The organism is Cupriavidus sp. MPR-AND1C (assembly GCF_058809705.1).
The window spans coordinates 73,744-90,150 of record NZ_JBXASU010000010.1; the positions used below are offsets into that span (position 1 = coordinate 73,744).

Sequence of the window (16,407 nt, forward strand, 5' to 3'; positions counted from 1 at the left end):
CACGGCGTGCGCGCCGACGGGCGTTTGCTGGTTGGCATCGGCTGCGTCGCTGAGAGCCATGCGCTGAGCCGGGCGCTTCACCCAACTGTCCGCAACTGGCCTGCTTGCCAAAGCAACGACTGTGCATGGCGTGCGCCGCGTAGGGCACTACACTGAGGCCTTCACCTTTGCTTTCGCCCCGGCCGCCATGACCACCTACGCTTTCCGCCTGCTCAACGTCTTTGCCGAATCCACCTTCGGCGGCAACCCCCTGTGCGTGTTCGAGGATGCGCGCGGGCTCGACACCGCCACCATGCAGGCCCTGGCACTGCAGTTCAACCTGTCCGAAACCACCTTTATCCTTCCCTCCGAGCAGGCCAGCGCGCACGTCCGGATTTTCACCACGGGCTACGAAATGCCCTTTGCCGGCCATCCCACGCTGGGCACTGCCCATGTGGTGCGCGACCTGGCCGCTACCGGCGACGCGCTCACGCTGGCGTTCAAGGCGGGCGTGGTGCCGGTGACCGCGCAGGGCGACGTGTGGACCTTCACGGCGCCGCATGCGGGTGCGCCCAGGACAGCGCCGGCGGGCCTGCCGGATGCGCAGATGGCATCGCTGCTCGGGCTCGCCGAGACCGACTTGCTGGCGGCACCGATCTGGGTCGACACTGGCGCCGACCAGTTGATGGTGCCCGTGAAGAGCGTGGACGCGGTGCGCCGTGCGCAGCCTGACGGCGCACGCCTGGCGTCCTGGCCGCAGAGCAGCCTGGGCCGCAAGACCGCTTACGTCTTCGCGTTCGACCCGACCCGGCCGGGCCAGGTGGTGTCGCGCTATTTCTTCACCAAGCAAGGTGGTGGCGTGGCCGAGGACCCGGGCACCGGCTCGGCCTGCGCCAACCTGGGCGGCTGGCTGATCGCCAACGACCACGCGCTGCCGGCCGCCTACCAGGTCGCGCAGGGCGAGGCGGTCGACCGGCCGTGCACGCTGCGCCTGGAAGTCACCGGTGAGCAGGCCATCCGCGTGGGCGGGCGCGTGATCGAGCTGGGACGCGGCACCATCAACCTGTAACGCGCAGGACTGCGGCGTCAACGCAACAGAGGGCGCGCTACTGCGTTACAGTGAGCGTCTGCCCGGTCTTCCCAACGCCCCGACGAGCGCCCCACATGCGCCGCCCCATATGCGCCACCCAACATGACCACGCCGCACGCCCTGACCACGCTGGCCGAGCTGGAGGCCCACTACGCCGAAGCCGGCGAAGCCTCGCTCGCCAAGGAAGTCGACTACCTGCACCCGCACTACCGTGCCTTCGTCGAGGCCGCCCCGCTCTGCCTGCTGTCCACGGTGCGCGCGGAGTACGCGGAAGTCTCCCCGCGCGGCGATGCGCCGGGCTTTGTGCAGGTGCTCGATGAGCGCACCCTGCTGCTGCCGGACCGGCGCGGCAACAACCGCCTGGACAGCCTGCGCAACATCATCGCCGACCCGCGTGTGGGCCTGCTGTTCCTGATCCCGGGCGTCAACGAGACCATCCGCGTGGCGGGCACCGCCCACGTCTCGGTGGACCCGGCGCTGATCGCGCGCTGCATCGTGGATGGCAAGGCGCCGGCGACCGTGCTGGTGATTTCGATCCAGTCGGTGTTCTTCCAGTGCGCCCGCGCGCTGGTGCGCTCCAGTCTGTGGGCACCGGAATCCCAGGTGGCGCGCAGCAGCCTGCCGAGCAACGGCACCATCCTTGCCGCCGTGAGCCGCGATCCCTTCGACGGCGTCGCCTACGACGAGTCGCAGCCCGCGCGGATGAAACAAACCCTGTATTGATCCCATGTACACCCCATCCCACTTCGCTAGCACCGAAAGCGACGCCATCGACGAGGTCATGCGCCGCTACCCCTTTGCCACGCTGGTCGGCAACGACGCCGACGGGCTGCCGTTCGCCACCCACCTGCCGGTGGTGGCCCAGCGCAGCGGCGACGCCTGGCAGATCGAAGGCCATATGGCGCGCGCCAACCCGCACTGGCGCTGGCTGGAGCAGACGCCCAGCGCCCTGCTGGTGTTCCAGGGGCCGCATGGCTATGTGTCGCCATCGTTGTACGAGCAAAAGCTGTCGGTGCCGACCTGGAACTACGTGGCCGTGCACGTGTACGCAGAGATCGCCACCATCCATGACGCCGACGCCAAGGATGCGCTGCTCAAGCGGTTGATCACGCAGAACGAGCCCGGCTACGCTGCGCAGTGGCGCGCGCTGCCGGAGGATTTCCAGCAGAAAATGCTGGGCGCGATCGTGGGCCTGCGCATCGTGCCCACGCGCATCGAAGCCAAGTTCAAGCTCAGCCAGAACCGCCCGGCGGGCGACCGCGCCCGCATTCTCGCGGCCCAGCAGGAAGGCAGCCCCACCGAGCGCGACATGGCGGACTGGATGGCGCGCATGACGGGCGCATGAAGAACGCCTGAAGACCCCCTGAAGCCCCCCTCACGGCCAGCTTCGAACCCAGCCCATGCGCCGCTCAGGCGCGCGGCAGCCACTCAGGCGCGTGCGTGCCCAGGGGCACCGATGGCAGCGCCCAGTACGCGGGCGTCTCGGACAATCGCCCCGCATGCGACACCGCGCGCAATTCGCCAAAGCCCGACGGCAACGTCACCAGCAGGTCTTCCACGTCCTCGAAGCACGGGTCCGGCGCCTGCAACCCGCCCTCGACCCGGCCCAGGCCGCGCAACCACTGGCCAACCTGCGCCAGCGACACCCGCACATGCCAGCTGCCGCCCTCGGCAGCACGGCGATGCAGGCCGGCCATGGCGCCTAGCGCCAGCAGGTAGCCGGCTGCATGATCCAGCACTTGCGCCGGCAGCGGCAGCGGCTCCTCGCTGTGCGCCGCGAGCGCTTCGGCATGATTGAAGCCGCTGGCAGTCTGCACCAGCGAATCGAAGCCGCGCTTGCCAGCCCAGGGACCCACGTGCCCATAGGCGCTTAACGTCACATAGACGATGCCCGGGCGGGCGCGGGCCACCGCCTCCGGCCCCACCCCTAACTCCGCCAGCCCCTGCGGGCGATAGCCCTGGATCAGCACGTCGGCGCCGTGCAGCAGCTTGTGCAGGGCCCGCTTGTCGTCGGGGTCGCGCAGGTCCAGCTGGCAGGCGCGCTTGCCGCGCCCAGTGTCGATCACCAGCGGGGCAATGCTGGGCAGATGGGCCGCGCTCACATGCAGCACATCGGCGCCATGCGCGGCCAGCGTGCGTCCGGCTACCGGCCCGGCGATGATGCGGGTGAAATCCAGCACGCGCACGCCGCACAGTGGGCGCGCGCCGGTGGCGGGCAGCGCGGCAAGCGGCTGCGGCTGCGCTTCGCCGATGCGCTCGATGGTCAGTGGCGGCATGCCGTGCAACGCCTGCCCCTGTGCATGGCGGTCCCATTCGTCGAAGCTGCGCAGGGCCGCCACGACCAGGCCGGCCTCGGAGGCGGTGGCCTCGAAGGCCTCGGCATCCCATTTCTGCAACGCTGAGCGCACCGCGGCGGGATCGTGCAGGCAACCCAGGATGCGCAGCACGCCGTCCCGATGATGGGGAAAATTGGCATGCACGCGTACCCAGCGCCCGTCGCCGCAACGGTAGAGGCCAGACACCTTGTCGCGGAACTCCGGCGCGGGCTCGCCGCCCACACGCAGGTAGCGCTCGCTGCGGAACTCGGCCACGGCGTGGCGCATGTCGACGGCCACGTCCTGCCAGCGCCCGCTGCGCTGCTGCCACAGCATGGCGGCGGCCAGCGCCGACGCGCCCAGGCTGGCCTGGGCGGCCGTGCCCACGGCGAACGACGACGGCAGCACCGGATCGGCACCGCTGAGCTGCAGCCGGTCCAGAGCGGCGGCTGGCAGCCCGGCGGCCAGCCAGAGCCCGGCTACGGCGTCTGGCGGGGTTGGGCGGGTGGTTTGGGAAATAGTTGGCGTCGGCATGGCGGCAAGGCTCCACAGGGCGGGTGCGCTCTCTCCATCCTAGGCCGCGCCGGGTGTTTTTGCGCCCGGGCGCGGAGTTTGCACGACTCTGGTCCCCGGCACGGTAAAATCACCCGATCCGGCATTCCGCCATGCAATCGAGCAGCGCGGCAGGCTGCGCGCCAGACTCCGGCCGCCGCCCCGCCTCCTGACTTAACCGCCCACCGGCGCCACCATGAGCAACGACCCCAAAGCCAACGACAGCACGACCGCCGCATCCAATTTCCTGCGCAGCATCATCGACCAGGACCTCACCGCCGGCACCTACGCCGGCCGCCAGGATGCCCAGGGCGAGCCGTTGCCCCCCGTCATCACCCGCTTCCCGCCGGAGCCCAATGGCTACCTGCATATCGGCCACGCCAAGAGCATCTGCGTGAACTTCGGCATGGCGCGCGATTTCGGCGGCCGCTGCCACCTGCGCTTCGACGACACCAACCCGGTCAAGGAAGACACCGAATACGTCGATTCCATCATCGACGCGGTGCACTGGCTCGGCTTCAGCTGGGACACCACGGCCAAGGACGGCAGCAAGCAGTCGCACCTGTATTACGCCAGCGACTACTTCGACCAGCTCTACGCCTTCGCCGAAAAACTGATCGAGCGCGGCGTCGCCTACGTGGATAGCCAAAGCGCCGAGCAGATCGCCACCAACCGCGGCGACTTCTCCCGCCCGGGCACGCCCTCGCCGTTCCGCGAGCGCAGCGTCGAGGAAAACCTGCAGCTGTTCCGCGACATGCGCGACGACAAGTACGCCGACGGCGAGCACGTGCTGCGCGCCAAGATCGACATGAACGCGCCCAACATCGTGATGCGCGATCCGGTGATCTACCGGATCCGCCACGCGCATCACCACCGCACGGGCGACAAGTGGTGCATCTACCCGATGTACGACTTCACCCACTGCATCTCGGACGCGCTGGAAAACATCACGCATTCGCTGTGCACGCTGGAGTTCGAGAACAACCGCCCGCTGTACGACTGGGTGCTGGCGCAGCTGCGCGAATGCGGCGTGTTCAGCGAGCCGCTGCCGCACCAGTATGAGTTCGCCCGCCTGAACCTGACCTACGCCATCACCAGCAAGCGCAAGTTGCTGCAGCTGGTGGTTGAAAACCGCGTGGACGGCTGGGACGATCCGCGCATGCCCACCATCGTGGGCGTGCGCCGCCGCGGCTTTACGCCGGAATCGATCCAGTTGTTCTGCGAGCGTATCGGCGTGGCCAAGTCCGATAGCTGGATCGACATGAGCACGCTGGAGGGCGCCGTGCGCGACGACCTCGACGCGCGCGCCGCGCGTGGCGCCGCCGTGCTGGATCCGCTCAAGCTGATCCTGGACAACTACCCTGAAGGCCAGAGCGACGACTGCACGGCGCCGGTGCATCCGAAGAAGCCGGAACTGGGCATGCGCGTCTTCCCGCTCACGCGCGAGCTGTGGATCGAGCGCGACGACTTCAGCGAAGCGCCGCCCAAGGGCTACTTCCGCCTGTTTGCGCCCAAGGAGGACGGCACCCCGGGCAGCAAGGTGCGCCTGCGCCACGGCTATGTGATCGAATGCACGGGCGTGGACCGCGACGCCGACGGCAAGGTCATCGCCGTGCACGCTAACTACCTGCCCGAGACCCGCAGCGGCACGCCGGGCGCGGACAGCGTCAAGGTCAAGGGCAACATCCATTGGGTCAGTGTGGCGCATGCCTATGAAGCCGAAGTGCGTCTGTACGACCGCCTCTTCAACGACCCGAACCCGGACGCCGGCGGCAAGAACTTCCTCGACGCGCTGAACCCGGACTCGAAGAAGATCGTCACCGCCTACCTGGAACCCGGCCTGGCGCAAGCCGCTCCGGAGGATCGCTTCCAGTTCGAGCGCCAGGGTTACTTCGTGGCCGACCGCGTGGATTCGAAGCCGGGCAAGCCGGTCTTCAACCGCATCGTCGGGCTGCGCGACAGCTGGGGGAAATAGGCCCATGCAAACCGTAACCTTCCCGCTGGAGGGCGAGCATATCGCCCTGAACGACCTGCTCAAGGTCGCCGGCGTGTGCGACAGCGGCGGCGCCGGCAAGGCGCTGGTGGCGGCCGGCGAAGTCTCGGTCGACGGCGCGGTGGAATCGCGCAAGACCGCCAAGATCCGCGCCGGCCAGGTGGTCAGCGTGGCTGGCGTGAAGATCCGCGTGGTGGCAGCCTGAGGCCGTCGCGTTCGCGAGCACGCCCGGCGGCCGGCCAGTCCGGTCGCCGGGCGTTTTCCTCCAAGCAAAGGAAATGACGATGCCGATCGCATTCTGGTGTGTGCTGCTGGCGGGGATCCTGCCCGTCGTGACGGTGGGCGTGGCCAAGGCGAGCGGACGCGCCTTCGACAACCATGACCCGCGCGGCTGGCTGGAAAAGCAGGCCGGGCGCGCGCGGCGCGCCGACATGGCGCACCGCAATCACTTCGAGGCCTTCCCCTTCTTCGCCGCGGCCGTGCTGAGCGCCACGCACCTGCAAGCACCGGCGGCGCGCATCGATGAACTGGCGCTGGTCTTCCTCGCCGCGCGCATCCTGTACACCGTGTGCTACCTGGCAGATCGCGCCACCTTGCGCACGCTGTGCTGGACCGTCGGCTTCCTGTCGGTGATCGGTATCTTCCTGTTGCCGGTGTTCGTCCACTGAGGACACGCATCATGCGGCTTTCGGCAACTGTCGCTTGCGCGCTCTGCCTGCTGGCGCCATGCCTGCCCGGCACGGTGCAGGCGCAGCCTGTCAACTTCACGGTGGACCCGACGCACACCACGGTGTACTTCGCCGCCAGCCACTTTGAGCGCACCTCGGTGCGCGGCCGCTTCGGCAAGATCGATGGCCGCATCAGCTTTGACGAGGCCAGCGGCAGCGGCGCGATCGATTTCACGGTCGATGCCGACTCGGTCGATTCCGGCAACCGCACGCTGGACGGCATCCTGCGTTCGGCCCAGTTTCTCGATGCCCAGAATTTTCCCGTGGTCCGGCTGCGCGCGAATCGCTTCGTGCGGGACGGGGACCGGCTGGTAGCCGTGGAAGGCGAACTGACCCTGCACGGCGTCACGCAGCCGCTGCGGCTGGAAGCCGAGCGCTTCAGTTGCGGCGAGATCTCACTGTTCGGCATCAAGCGCCACGTTTGCGGCGGAGATTTCCGCGCCGTGCTCTCGCGCAGCGCGTTTGGCATGACCCGCTTCCTGCCGGACGTAGGCGATACCGTGGTTCTGACCATGTCGGTGGAAGCCATGCCGGCACTGCCGGCGCTGGAGTGACAGCCACGTCACGCTTGCCTTCTTGCCGCTGCGGCATGTCGGCCCCGCGACACCTGAAAGCCGGAATTCTTCTGTAGAATCAGCGGTTTGCATTTTTTCGGCAGGCCCTCTCGCGGCCTCCGCCTGAACGGGAAACCCGAGAACAATGATCACGATTCAAGTTGGGGATGTGGTGGCGGCCTCGCTAGCCGCCGCGGGCGCCTGCCTGCTCTGCAGCATCCCGATGGCCTTCCTGCGCAATTTCCCCGCGTGGGCCCTGCGCACCTATGGGCGCCGCGCACTGCTGGTGCCCCTGCTGATCCTGCCGGTAGGCAGCTGGCTGGCCAGCCTGGCCCTGTCGGGACAGATCGACAGCCCTGCCGGGCACGCCATGGTGATCGCCATCGCTTTTCTCTGCCTGACGCTGGCGTCGGCGCTGCTGCGCTACTACCTGAGCGATTACAAGAAATCCCGCTGAAGCGCCGCAAGGCCCGCCATGAGCACGCCCCTGCGCTTTGACATCGAGGCCGGCGCCGAAACGCTGGCTGCCGACCGCATCGACACCGGCAACGGGGCAAGCTGCCTGCTGCTGCACGGCGCGGGCACCAGCCACCGCGCGCGCTGGCTGGCCTTGCGCCAGGCGCTTGCCGCGCAGGGCGTGGGCAGCGTTGCCATTGATTTTTCCGGCCACGGCGAAAGCTCGGCGCGCACGCCTAACTCGCTGGCCAAGCGCCTGCGCGAGGCCCAGGCGGCGCTGGCGCACCTTGACGGCACCGCCCCCCGGGCCGTGATCGGTATCAGCATGAGCGGGGAAATCGCCGTGCGGCTGGCCGCCGACCCGCGCAACCATATCGGACGGCTGCTGACGCTGGTAGGCGCCGCCTATGACCCCGCCGCGTTCGAACTCCCCTTCGGCCCGGCCTTTACGGCAGTGCTGCGCACCCCCGGCAGCTGGCGCGCCTCGCTCGCCTTCGACCTCATTACGGGGTTCCGCGGCCGCCTGACGCTGGTGCGCGGCGCCGGGGATGCGGTCATTCCGCCCGGCATCGCCGATACGCTCGCCGAACGCGCCGGCCTGGCCGAGCGCGTGGAGGTGATCGACCTGCCGGATACCGGCCACTTGCTGGGCGAGGCCTGGCAGAACCAGCCCGGCTTTGCCAACAGGCTGAGTGCGATCGCGCTACGCGCCGTGGGCGCCTGAGCGCGCACTTGAAAGTCCGGCGCGAGATCGCCCTGCCCGATTCACGTATGATGCGGCCTTTCGCTTCTCGCAGCCTTTGCCGCCCCCGCTTCCTTCATGGCTCTTAAATCCACCATCTACAAGGCCGAACTGTCCGTCTCCGACATGGATCGGCCCTACTACGGCAGCCACGCCCTGACTATTGCCAAGCACCCGTCGGAGAACGACGCGCGCATGATGGTGCGGCTGCTGGCCTTTGCCTGCGAAGCCAGCGACACCTTGACCTTCACCCGCGGCCTGGACGAGCCCGACGAGCCGGACCTGTGGGAAAAGACCCTCACTGGCGACATCGCACACTGGATCGAGCTGGGCCAGCCCGACGAATCGCGCCTGAAGCGCGCCGCGGCCCGTGCCGATCGCGTCACCGTGTTCACCTACAATGGTGCGAGCGCGCGTGAATGGTGGAAGGGCATGGCCGGCAAGGCGGGCAAGCTGCGCAACGTGACCATTTACAATGTGCCGGCCGAGGCGGTGGAAGCACTTGCCGCCCTGGCCCAGCGCGCCATGCGGCTGTCGGTGACGATCCAGGATAGCGAGATCTGGGTCAGCGACGACGACCACAACGTCCGCATCACGCTCGAAGTCCTGCAACAGCCCGCGGGCTGAGCCAAACCCGTTCAACCAATCCGCCCGGTGCGGCCGGCTTGCCGCCAGCCTCACCGAACCCGTGACCCTCGCTGATACAGCACAAGGAAGCCATCCATGAATACCACTCCCTCCGGCCTGCAATTTGAAGACACCGTCACCGGCGAAGGCGCCGAAGCCACGGCAGGCAAGCATGTCACGGTGCACTACACCGGCTGGCTCTACGAGAACGAGCACGCCGGCCGCAAGTTCGACTCGAGCAAGGACCGCAACGACCCGTTCGTGTTCCCGCTGGGCGCCGGCCACGTCATCCGCGGCTGGGATGAAGGCGTGCAAGGCATGAAGGTTGGCGGCACCCGCCGCCTGGTGATCCCGGCCGAGCTGGGCTACGGCGCGCGCGGCGCGGGCGGCGTGATCCCGCCCAACGCCACGCTGCTGTTCGAAGTGGAACTGCTGGCAGTCTGATCGCCTGGCCGCCGCTGCGGCGGCGGCCGGGCGCATCCATCCGCACCTTGCGCGGAAGGGACAAGAAAGAGGGGCGCCCACGGGCGCCCCTCCTTGCATTGCGCTGCCGACAGGCCGCGATCAGAAACTGATCGCGGCGTTGCCCACGTCGACCCGGACCTTGTCGCGGTCCAGCAGGCGGGCGGCATGGCGGGCGTAGTCCTGGGCCCACGCGGCATCGCCGCTGAAGCGCTGCTCGCCGGAGAACTTGGCCACGCTGAGGATCTTGTCGATCACCAGCACTTTGCCGACCGGACTGGAGGCCTGGCAATCGAGCTCGGCGTACTCGCGGTCGAACCAGCGCCAGCCAGCATCCTCGGTGACCGCCGCCAACTCTGCGTCGCCAATGGTGAAGCCAAATTCCTTGCCGGTACCGAAAACTACCGTGAGCGTGCGCGCCATAGCCTGTTCTCCTGGTTGATGCCCCATTGTAAAGACATAGCAGGTGATACCGCCACCTTGCCCAGCAGATAGTGCCAGTCCGCGACAGGAATCCCTGCGTCACCGGGGCAGTTCGCAGCGCGGCGCCAGCACCGCCTGCGCCACCTCGGCGCCGGGCTGCTGCGCGAAGGCAACCCAGGCCAGCTTGCGCGGGTCGGCCCCGGTTGGCAACGGCACGCTGCCCGACCAGGCCAGCCCCTCGGCCGGCACCGTGAAGGGGCCCAGCCAGAGCCGCACGACACGCTCGTGACGCAGCGTGGCGCCTTGATTCTCGCCGGCCTTCACCGACGACACCAGCCCGTCCTCGACCAGCGCGGCATAGGCCTGCAGTGGCCCGGAGCGGGCCGCCGGTGTCACGTTCAGCGCGACCTGCGCTTGCCCGGCGGAGAGCGCCTGCCAGCCCAGCCGAAGCGAGGCGCCGGGCGCTTGCGCGTTGATCTCGGCGACGCGCGCCGCGACCTCGCCTGCGTCGTGCCAGCGGCGCTGCTCGCGCGCGCCGACAAACACCTCGGGCGTATATACGGTATGACTGCCGACCGCGCCCGCCAGCGTGCGCTGGCGAGCGGTGAACACCGGGCTGGCAAAGCGGTCGCGCCAGCCCAGGCTGTCCCAGTAGTCGACGTGCAGCGCCAGCGCCTGCGAGGCCGGCAACCGAGCGGCCTGCGTGCCGAGCCAGTGATCGGCCGGCGGACAGCTGCTACAGCCCTCCGACGTGTAGAGCTCGATCAGCGCTAGCCGCTGGGGTGGGCTGTCATGCAGGCACGCGGCCGGCACGGCGCTGGCCGCAGCGCGCACCGGGCCGGCCAGCGCGGCGAGCATCAGCATCGGCGCCCAGCGCATTGGCCAAGATCTGGGCTTGCAGGATTTACGCGCAGGGGTGCGCGGCCCGGCTGCCCGTTGCGCGATGGCATCGGCCTGAGCCGATTGTTTGAGATACTTGTGCATGCTGGACCTCCGAAGGCTGCCTGACCGTTGTCAGTCGCATACAGCCTGCCGGACCTTACAGACATTTCTGCGTGCCATGTGGTTTCCATGCCGCCTGCCACGCAGCTTTGGATTATGCTTGCATCATGGCCATCACCCGACAAGATCTCGAAACAGATCGGCTGCGTGCTTCTCTTTGCAGCACGCCGGTGGCTTCCTCGCTACTTCCCGAAGAAGCTTTCGAGCGTTCTCTGCGCGCGACGCTGGACCAGCGGCCGGATACGCCTGGGCTGGCCGGCGATGTCCTGCTGTTCGGCTATGGCTCGCTGATCTGGAACCCGATGGTGATACACACGGACCGCCAGCTGGCTACCGTGCATGGCTACCACCGCGGCTTCTACCTGTACTCGCGCATCAACCGCGGCACCTGGGACGACCCGGGCCTGGTGCTCGCGCTGGACCGCGGCGGCTCGTGCCAGGGCGTCGTCTTCCGCATCCCCCATCACATGATCGAGCAGGAATTCCGCCTGCTGTGGCGCCGCGAGATGCTGACCGGCGCCTACCACCCCCGCTGGCTCAATGTGAAGATGAACGGCAGCCCGCGGCAGCGCGCCCTGGCCTTCGTGATGAACCGCGGGCACGAAGCCTATGCCGGACGCTTGCCGGACGACCGCGTGGTGGCCTGCCTGCGCCACGCCTGTGGCCTGTATGGCCCGGCCCGCGAGTACCTGCAACAGACGCTGCTTGGCCTTGCCACCAACGGGGTCGACGATCCCTACCTGGGCCGGCTCTGGCGCCGGCTGCAGGATACGGATGCCACGGCCGCACAGGCTGTCAGCGAACCCGCCTGACCCAGGATCGACCAGGATGCCACGCCCTGCTGCCCGCCCCCGCCGACTGGTGCTTGCTGAAGTGCTGGGGCTGACCGGCTTGCTGATGGGCGGCGCGCTGCTGGCCGGCCCCGGCGGATCGACGCTGGCCGCGCGCCCTGCCGGCAACGGCCCGGCCCAGTCATCGCCGCGCTCGCACGGGCAAGGCGCCGCGGGCTCCGCCGCTGCCGCGCACGATAGCGTTGGCGGGCTCGACCGCAATCTCCTTGCCGCGGCAACGCTGGGAGATCTCGAACTGGTCAAGCGCTTGCTGGCTTCGGGCGCTTCCGCCCAGGCCGCCGACGAACGCGGCCGCAGTGCCTTGCTGGTGGCGGTCTACAGCCGCCATACCGAGGTTGCCAAGGCACTGGTGGCGGCCGGCGCCGATGTCAACCGCAAGGACATGGAATCCAACAGCCCCTTCCTGCTGGCCGCGGCCACCGGGCAGCTTGAGCTGGTGCAGCAGGCACTGGCGCATGGCGCCGATCTCAACAGCACGGACAGCTACGACAACACCGCCCTGATCGCCGCGTGCGAGCATGGCAATACCGAAGTGGTGAAGGTGTTGTTGAAAGCCGGCGTGGCGGTCGACCATATCAATCGCCAGGGCTGGACCGCGTTGCTGGAGACCATCGTCATGGGCGATGGCAGCGCGCGGTATGAAGACACCGTGCAGTTGCTGCTGGATGCGGGCGCGGACGCCAACCTTGCCGACCGGGATGGCACCACCCCGACCCGGCACGCCCGCGAGCGCAGCTACAAGACCATGGTGAAGATGCTGGTGCGCGTGCGCGGGCACTGACGCGGGCACGGATGTGCCCGCGCATCCCGCTGACGCAACGCTATCCGCTCAGGCCACTCAGGCCGCCGGCTTCGACTCCGCGCTGCGCGCGTTCTCGCTTTCCTGCAGCGCGCGCCACATCACCTTGCCCGTGCCCGACTTGGGCAGCGCGTCGACAAACTCCACCACGCGAGGGTACTTGTAGGCCGCCATGTTTTCCTTGGCCCATTCGATGATTTCCTCGGGCGTGGTCTTGCCCTTGGCATGCGTCTTGAGCACCACCACCGCCTTCACGGTTTCGCCCCGATAGGCATCGCGCGTGCCGATGATGCAGGCCTCTTGCACGTCGGGATGCTTGTACAGCAGGTTCTCCACCTCTGCCGGCCACACCTTGAAGCCCGACGCGTTGATCATGCGCTTGAGCCGGTCGGTGATGAAGTAGTAGCCCTCTTCGTCCATGCGGCCCAGATCGCCGGTGCGGAAGTAGGTCTTGCCATCGAACTCGATGAAGGCATCGCGCGTGGCATCCGGCTTGCCCCAGTAGCCCTTGAACACCTGCGGGCCGCACACGATGATCTCGCCAGTCTCGTTGAGCGCCACTTCCTTGAGCGTGACCGGATCGATCACGCGCGCGTCGGTATTGAAGGTGGGCACGCCCAGGCACTGCAGCTTGGGGCGGTCGACCGGATTGCTGTGGGTCGGCGCCATGGTCTCGGACAGGCCATAGCCTTCAACGTAGTTAAGGCCGAACTGCTGCTTCAGGCGCTGCGCTACCGCCTGCGGCATGGCCGCGCCGCCGCCGCCGATATAGCGCAGGCTCGACAGGTCGAACTGGTCCAGGTTCGGGCTGCCCAGGAAGTCGATCACCATGGTCGGGATATTGGTCCAGTGCGTGATCTGGAAGCGCGAGATCAGCCGGCCCGCGACTTCGCGGTCCCAGCGCGGCAGCATCACCACGGTAGCGCCGCTGTAGATCGGGCCGTTCATGCCGTACTGCATGCCGGTCACGTGGAACAGCGGCAGCACCGCCAGGATCGTCGATTCGGCGCCGCTGCCGCTCCAAATGCCGCCGCCGATCGCGTTATGCATGACGGAGCGGTGGGTGTGGATGCAACCCTTGGGAAAGCCGGTGGTGCCCGAGGTATAGGGCATCACCGCCATATCGTCCGGGCCCGCGGTATGCGGCCCAGGCACCAGTTGCGCGGCAAGCGCATCGGCCCAGGGGGTGGCGCCGGCCGGCAGCGGATGCTGTGTGGTCAGCCAGGCGCCCGGCGCGTCTTCGGGGTTCTCGTAGCTGGCCGGCAGCGCATCGCTGTATTGCGTGACCAGCAGGTGCTGCAGGCGCTGCTCGGGCGGCAACTCGTTATTGGCCTGCTCGGCGCCCATGGCCAGATCCGCGCTGCAGATCGCCACGCTGGCCTGCGCGTCAGTGATGTAGTGCTTGAACTCCTCAGTCCTGTTCATCGGATTGACCGGCACGACCACGGCATCCGCGCGCAGGATCGCGTAATAGGCAATGATGAACTGCGGGCAGTTCTGCATATACAGCAGCACCCGGTCGCCCTTCTTCACGCCGGCCTTTTGCTGCAGCCAGCCCGCCATGGCGCTGGCCTGGGCTTCCAGCGCCCGGAAGGTGATGGCGTTGCCGAAATACCGGATGGCCGCCTTGTCGGCGTAGCGATGGGCGGAGACCACCAGGTTGTACCAGAGCGACGTCTCCGGCAGCACGATCTTGGTGGGCGCGCGCTTGGGCCAGAACTGGAAATGCGGGCGCGCGGGCTGGGGGGTCTGCATAAAGGTCTCCTGTGCGGTCTATCCGACCTGGTCTTGGATGCGAGGCGAGAGATGAATTTGTCGAAACCAACAATCAGTCAAGCAATATAACCGAACGACCGTTCTTTTTTCAATCCATCGCTTACCCTTGCCTGCGCCGGCATCCACGCCGCGCGGCGTGCAAAGGTTGCATTCGGCGGGGCGGTCCCAATATGAAAGAGAAGACGTCGTTGCGCGAGTGGAGCCTTTCGCGCGGGCGTTCCACACTCCGAGGCCAAGCCATGAGCGACGTAACCCTGCAGAATTTTGACGCCGACGTGATCGAGACGTCGCGCCACATCCCCGTGCTGGTGGATTTCTGGGCACCGTGGTGTGGCCCTTGCCGCACCTTGGGGCCGATGCTGGAAAAGCTTGAGGGCGAAGCGGCCGGCAAATGGCGGCTGGCCAAGGTGAACGTGGATGAGAACCAGGAGCTGGCATCGCATTTCGGCGTGCGCAGCATTCCCCACGTGGTGGCGTTCGCCGATGGCCAGGCGGTGGACCAGTTCATCGGCGTGCTGCCGGAATCCGGGCTGCGCGAGTTTATTGCCCGGGTAATGCCCGACCCGGGCAGGGTGGCCCTGCGTGCTGCCCGCGACGCTGCCGGCGCGGGCGACCGCGAGGCGGCCAGGTCGGCGTTCCAGGCGGCACTGGCGTTCGATCCTGGCTTCGATGCCGCTCGCCTTGAATACATCGGCTTCCTGCTGGACGAGGATGCGCTGGACCAGGCCCAGCCGGAGTTCGGCATGTTGTCTCCCAACGCGGCCCAGGAGGACGGCTACGCTGCGCTGCGCACCCGGATCGAGGCCATGCGCGGTGCCTCGGACCTGCCCGACGCGGCGACCCTGGCGGCCCGTGTCGCCGACGCCCCCGGTGACCTGCAGGCGCGGCTGGACCTGGCGCGCGCGCTGATCGCGCATCGGCAATATGAGCCGGCGCTGGAGCAACTGCTGGCCATCGCGCGCACGGATCGCACCTTCGAGGACGATATCGGCCGCACGGCCATGCTGTCGGTATTCAAGCTGATGAGCGACCAGCCCGACGTGGTGTCGCGCTATCGCCGGCTGCTGGCCTCGGCGCTCAATTAAACTGGCGGGTGAACGCGGCGGGCCGGGCCCGCCGTTTTATTTCCCTGCAACCGCCCTGCTCCACCGTGACTGCCTCCCCGCCCCGCCTGATCGACTTCCAGACCGACCCCGAACCGCTTCCGAGCCACGATCGCCCACGCCCGGAACGGCTGGTTGCCGGCAACCCGGACCGCACCACCTGGACGCACTACAGCGCCAGCCAGGGCGATTTCGATTGCGGCATCTGGGCTTGCGAGCCGGGCGCGTGGCGCATTGCGTTTCCGGCTGGCAAGGAGGAGTTTTTCCATGTCATCAGCGGCCGCCTGCGCATCAGCGACGACGCGGGAAACGCCCATGAATTCGGGCCCGGCGACGCCTGCGTGATCCCAGCCGGCTTCACCGGCCTGTTCGAGGTGCTCGAACCGGTGCGCAAGCACTTTGTCGTGCTGGACCGGGCTGCCGCCGACGCAATTTAGGCAATCTAGGCCATCTGGCCCGCCTGCTCCGGCGGCGCCTCGATCAGGCTGAAGCCGTTCTCGCGCATGTGGTTGACCATCATCGCGTCCATCCCCTTCACGTGCTGGTCGAACCAGCCGGGCAACTCCGACAAGAGCCGTCGGCCCAGCGCCAGGTCGCCCTCGGCCACCTTGTCGCGCACCGCGCCGGCCACCGCCAGCACCTGCTCGTGCTCGCCGCGGTGGCAATGCTGCGGGCCGAAGGCCATCGCCTCCATCCACGCTTCCTCCTGGCCGAAATGATGGCGGGTATGGTCGATCCACGCGTCCAGGGCTGCCAGGAAGCCCGCATCGTCGGCGCGCGTGGCGGCGTCCAGCAGTTGGACGAATTCGGCGTGGGTGGCATCGGTGACCGGCTCGCCCAGCAGCAGGTCGGGGGCCAGCGTGGCGGTGCCGGTCAAAGAGGAATCGGTCATATCGGGGGGAACAATATCGCGAAAACCGCAAGGATACCGAATCCGCGGCGGCCCGGACTGATC

General features: G+C 67.9%; 20 protein-coding genes. 15 read left to right on the forward strand and 5 right to left on the reverse strand.

The window, feature by feature from the left end; genetic code table 11:
* The first annotated feature begins 187 nt into the window (after positions 1-187).
* The 3 genes from AC1RWI_RS08645 to AC1RWI_RS08655 all read left to right on the forward strand — a co-directional run bounded on the left by AC1RWI_RS08645 (position 188) and on the right by AC1RWI_RS08655 (position 2,414).
* On the forward strand, positions 188-1,048 hold the full coding sequence (locus tag AC1RWI_RS08645; RefSeq protein WP_492865761.1) for a PhzF family phenazine biosynthesis protein: 861 nt from the start codon (positions 188-190) through the stop codon (positions 1,046-1,048).
* Between the two features lie 123 nt (positions 1,049-1,171).
* Positions 1,172-1,792 (forward strand): pyridoxamine 5'-phosphate oxidase family protein, encoded by a 621-nt coding sequence (locus tag AC1RWI_RS08650; protein ID WP_043348398.1) that lies wholly within the window; start codon positions 1,172-1,174, stop codon positions 1,790-1,792.
* Between the two features lie 4 nt (positions 1,793-1,796).
* Complete coding sequence (locus AC1RWI_RS08655) at positions 1,797-2,414, forward strand: FMN-binding negative transcriptional regulator (RefSeq protein WP_043348400.1); 618 nt, start codon at positions 1,797-1,799, stop codon at positions 2,412-2,414.
* 64 nt (positions 2,415-2,478) lie between these two features.
* Here the strand turns inward: AC1RWI_RS08655 and AC1RWI_RS08660 are convergent, their stop codons facing one another.
* A complete protein-coding gene (locus AC1RWI_RS08660; RefSeq protein WP_492865764.1) occupies positions 2,479-3,918 on the reverse strand; it encodes a CoA transferase in 1,440 nt (479 codons plus the stop codon).
* A 214-nt stretch (positions 3,919-4,132) separates the two neighbouring features.
* Here AC1RWI_RS08660 and AC1RWI_RS08665 point away from each other — a divergent pair, with 214 nt between their 5' ends.
* The 8 genes from AC1RWI_RS08665 to AC1RWI_RS08700 all read left to right on the forward strand — a co-directional run bounded on the left by AC1RWI_RS08665 (position 4,133) and on the right by AC1RWI_RS08700 (position 9,480).
* Positions 4,133-5,911 carry a glutamine--tRNA ligase/YqeY domain fusion protein gene (locus AC1RWI_RS08665; RefSeq protein ID WP_492865766.1) on the forward strand — a complete coding sequence of 593 codons (1,779 nt, stop codon included), beginning with the start codon at positions 4,133-4,135 and terminating at the stop codon, positions 5,909-5,911.
* 4 nt (positions 5,912-5,915) lie between these two features.
* A complete protein-coding gene (locus AC1RWI_RS08670) occupies positions 5,916-6,134 on the forward strand; it encodes an RNA-binding S4 domain-containing protein (RefSeq protein ID WP_043348411.1) in 219 nt (72 codons plus the stop codon).
* A gap of 79 nt (positions 6,135-6,213) precedes the next feature.
* Complete coding sequence (locus AC1RWI_RS08675; RefSeq protein WP_492865768.1) at positions 6,214-6,597, forward strand: MAPEG family protein; 384 nt, start codon at positions 6,214-6,216, stop codon at positions 6,595-6,597.
* Between the two features lie 11 nt (positions 6,598-6,608).
* Positions 6,609-7,211 carry a YceI family protein gene (locus AC1RWI_RS08680; RefSeq protein ID WP_043348415.1) on the forward strand — a complete coding sequence of 201 codons (603 nt, stop codon included), beginning with the start codon at positions 6,609-6,611 and terminating at the stop codon, positions 7,209-7,211.
* A gap of 145 nt (positions 7,212-7,356) precedes the next feature.
* The gene (locus AC1RWI_RS08685; protein ID WP_043348418.1) at positions 7,357-7,668 is read left to right on the forward strand and encodes a hypothetical protein; all 312 of its coding nucleotides are present in this window, start codon (positions 7,357-7,359) and stop codon (positions 7,666-7,668) included.
* 18 nt (positions 7,669-7,686) lie between these two features.
* Positions 7,687-8,391 carry an alpha/beta hydrolase gene (locus AC1RWI_RS08690; protein ID WP_052494645.1) on the forward strand — a complete coding sequence of 235 codons (705 nt, stop codon included), beginning with the start codon at positions 7,687-7,689 and terminating at the stop codon, positions 8,389-8,391.
* A gap of 96 nt (positions 8,392-8,487) precedes the next feature.
* On the forward strand, positions 8,488-9,036 hold the full coding sequence (locus AC1RWI_RS08695; protein WP_043348422.1) for a YaeQ family protein: 549 nt from the start codon (positions 8,488-8,490) through the stop codon (positions 9,034-9,036).
* Positions 9,037-9,132: 96 nt separating this feature from the next.
* Positions 9,133-9,480: an FKBP-type peptidyl-prolyl cis-trans isomerase gene (locus tag AC1RWI_RS08700; RefSeq protein WP_492865771.1), complete on the forward strand. Its 348-nt coding sequence runs from the start codon at positions 9,133-9,135 to the stop codon at positions 9,478-9,480.
* Between the two features lie 120 nt (positions 9,481-9,600).
* On the opposite strand, the gene AC1RWI_RS08705 is transcribed toward AC1RWI_RS08700, so the two are convergent.
* Together AC1RWI_RS08705 and AC1RWI_RS08710 are read right to left on the reverse strand one after the other, a co-directional pair.
* The gene (locus tag AC1RWI_RS08705) at positions 9,601-9,921 is read right to left on the reverse strand and encodes a hypothetical protein (protein WP_043348426.1); all 321 of its coding nucleotides are present in this window, start codon (positions 9,919-9,921) and stop codon (positions 9,601-9,603) included.
* A gap of 99 nt (positions 9,922-10,020) precedes the next feature.
* Entirely contained in the window at positions 10,021-10,905 is an 885-nt protein-coding gene (locus AC1RWI_RS08710; protein WP_144409827.1) for a DUF1223 domain-containing protein, read from the reverse strand.
* A 125-nt stretch (positions 10,906-11,030) separates the two neighbouring features.
* Here AC1RWI_RS08710 and AC1RWI_RS08715 point away from each other — a divergent pair, with 125 nt between their 5' ends.
* Entirely contained in the window at positions 11,031-11,735 is a 705-nt protein-coding gene (locus tag AC1RWI_RS08715) for a gamma-glutamylcyclotransferase (RefSeq protein ID WP_043352181.1), read from the forward strand.
* A 16-nt stretch (positions 11,736-11,751) separates the two neighbouring features.
* Positions 11,752-12,555: an ankyrin repeat domain-containing protein gene (locus AC1RWI_RS08720; protein WP_082054912.1), complete on the forward strand. Its 804-nt coding sequence runs from the start codon at positions 11,752-11,754 to the stop codon at positions 12,553-12,555.
* Between the two features lie 57 nt (positions 12,556-12,612).
* Here AC1RWI_RS08720 and AC1RWI_RS08725 read toward each other — a convergent pair whose 3' ends face one another.
* Entirely contained in the window at positions 12,613-14,328 is a 1,716-nt protein-coding gene (locus tag AC1RWI_RS08725) for a long-chain fatty acid--CoA ligase (protein WP_043348430.1), read from the reverse strand.
* A 260-nt stretch (positions 14,329-14,588) separates the two neighbouring features.
* On the opposite strand from AC1RWI_RS08725, the gene trxA reads away from it, so the two are divergent.
* Both trxA and AC1RWI_RS08735 read left to right on the forward strand, forming a co-directional pair.
* Positions 14,589-15,434, forward strand: a complete 846-nt coding sequence (trxA, locus tag AC1RWI_RS08730) for a thioredoxin (RefSeq protein ID WP_492865774.1) — start codon at positions 14,589-14,591, stop codon at positions 15,432-15,434.
* Between the two features lie 65 nt (positions 15,435-15,499).
* On the forward strand, positions 15,500-15,889 hold the full coding sequence (locus AC1RWI_RS08735; protein WP_043348437.1) for a cupin domain-containing protein: 390 nt from the start codon (positions 15,500-15,502) through the stop codon (positions 15,887-15,889).
* 5 nt (positions 15,890-15,894) lie between these two features.
* Here the strand turns inward: AC1RWI_RS08735 and AC1RWI_RS08740 are convergent, their stop codons facing one another.
* Positions 15,895-16,344, reverse strand: coding sequence for a bacteriohemerythrin (locus tag AC1RWI_RS08740; protein ID WP_043348441.1), 450 nt, complete (start codon positions 16,342-16,344; stop codon positions 15,895-15,897).
* Positions 16,345-16,407: the final 63 nt, after the last annotated feature.

Coding starts and splice junctions, on each gene's coding strand:
- AC1RWI_RS08685 (WP_043348418.1), top strand. CDS start 7,357: ATGATCACGATTCAAGTTGGGGATGTGGTGGCGGCCTCGCTAGCCGCC.
- AC1RWI_RS08740 (WP_043348441.1), bottom strand. CDS start 16,344: ATGACCGATTCCTCTTTGACCGGCACCGCCACGCTGGCCCCCGACCTG.
- AC1RWI_RS08670 (WP_043348411.1), top strand. CDS start 5,916: ATGCAAACCGTAACCTTCCCGCTGGAGGGCGAGCATATCGCCCTGAAC.
- AC1RWI_RS08675 (WP_492865768.1), top strand. CDS start 6,214: ATGCCGATCGCATTCTGGTGTGTGCTGCTGGCGGGGATCCTGCCCGTC.
- AC1RWI_RS08720 (WP_082054912.1), top strand. CDS start 11,752: ATGCCACGCCCTGCTGCCCGCCCCCGCCGACTGGTGCTTGCTGAAGTG.
- AC1RWI_RS08695 (WP_043348422.1), top strand. CDS start 8,488: ATGGCTCTTAAATCCACCATCTACAAGGCCGAACTGTCCGTCTCCGAC.
- AC1RWI_RS08655 (WP_043348400.1), top strand. CDS start 1,797: ATGTACACCCCATCCCACTTCGCTAGCACCGAAAGCGACGCCATCGAC.
- AC1RWI_RS08645 (WP_492865761.1), top strand. CDS start 188: ATGACCACCTACGCTTTCCGCCTGCTCAACGTCTTTGCCGAATCCACC.
- AC1RWI_RS08680 (WP_043348415.1), top strand. CDS start 6,609: ATGCGGCTTTCGGCAACTGTCGCTTGCGCGCTCTGCCTGCTGGCGCCA.
- AC1RWI_RS08710 (WP_144409827.1), bottom strand. CDS start 10,905: ATGCACAAGTATCTCAAACAATCGGCTCAGGCCGATGCCATCGCGCAA.
- trxA (WP_492865774.1), top strand. CDS start 14,589: ATGAGCGACGTAACCCTGCAGAATTTTGACGCCGACGTGATCGAGACG.
- AC1RWI_RS08660 (WP_492865764.1), bottom strand. CDS start 3,918: ATGCCGACGCCAACTATTTCCCAAACCACCCGCCCAACCCCGCCAGAC.
- AC1RWI_RS08665 (WP_492865766.1), top strand. CDS start 4,133: ATGAGCAACGACCCCAAAGCCAACGACAGCACGACCGCCGCATCCAAT.
- AC1RWI_RS08650 (WP_043348398.1), top strand. CDS start 1,172: ATGACCACGCCGCACGCCCTGACCACGCTGGCCGAGCTGGAGGCCCAC.
- AC1RWI_RS08715 (WP_043352181.1), top strand. CDS start 11,031: ATGGCCATCACCCGACAAGATCTCGAAACAGATCGGCTGCGTGCTTCT.
- AC1RWI_RS08725 (WP_043348430.1), bottom strand. CDS start 14,328: ATGCAGACCCCCCAGCCCGCGCGCCCGCATTTCCAGTTCTGGCCCAAG.
- AC1RWI_RS08700 (WP_492865771.1), top strand. CDS start 9,133: ATGAATACCACTCCCTCCGGCCTGCAATTTGAAGACACCGTCACCGGC.
- AC1RWI_RS08705 (WP_043348426.1), bottom strand. CDS start 9,921: ATGGCGCGCACGCTCACGGTAGTTTTCGGTACCGGCAAGGAATTTGGC.
- AC1RWI_RS08690 (WP_052494645.1), top strand. CDS start 7,687: ATGAGCACGCCCCTGCGCTTTGACATCGAGGCCGGCGCCGAAACGCTG.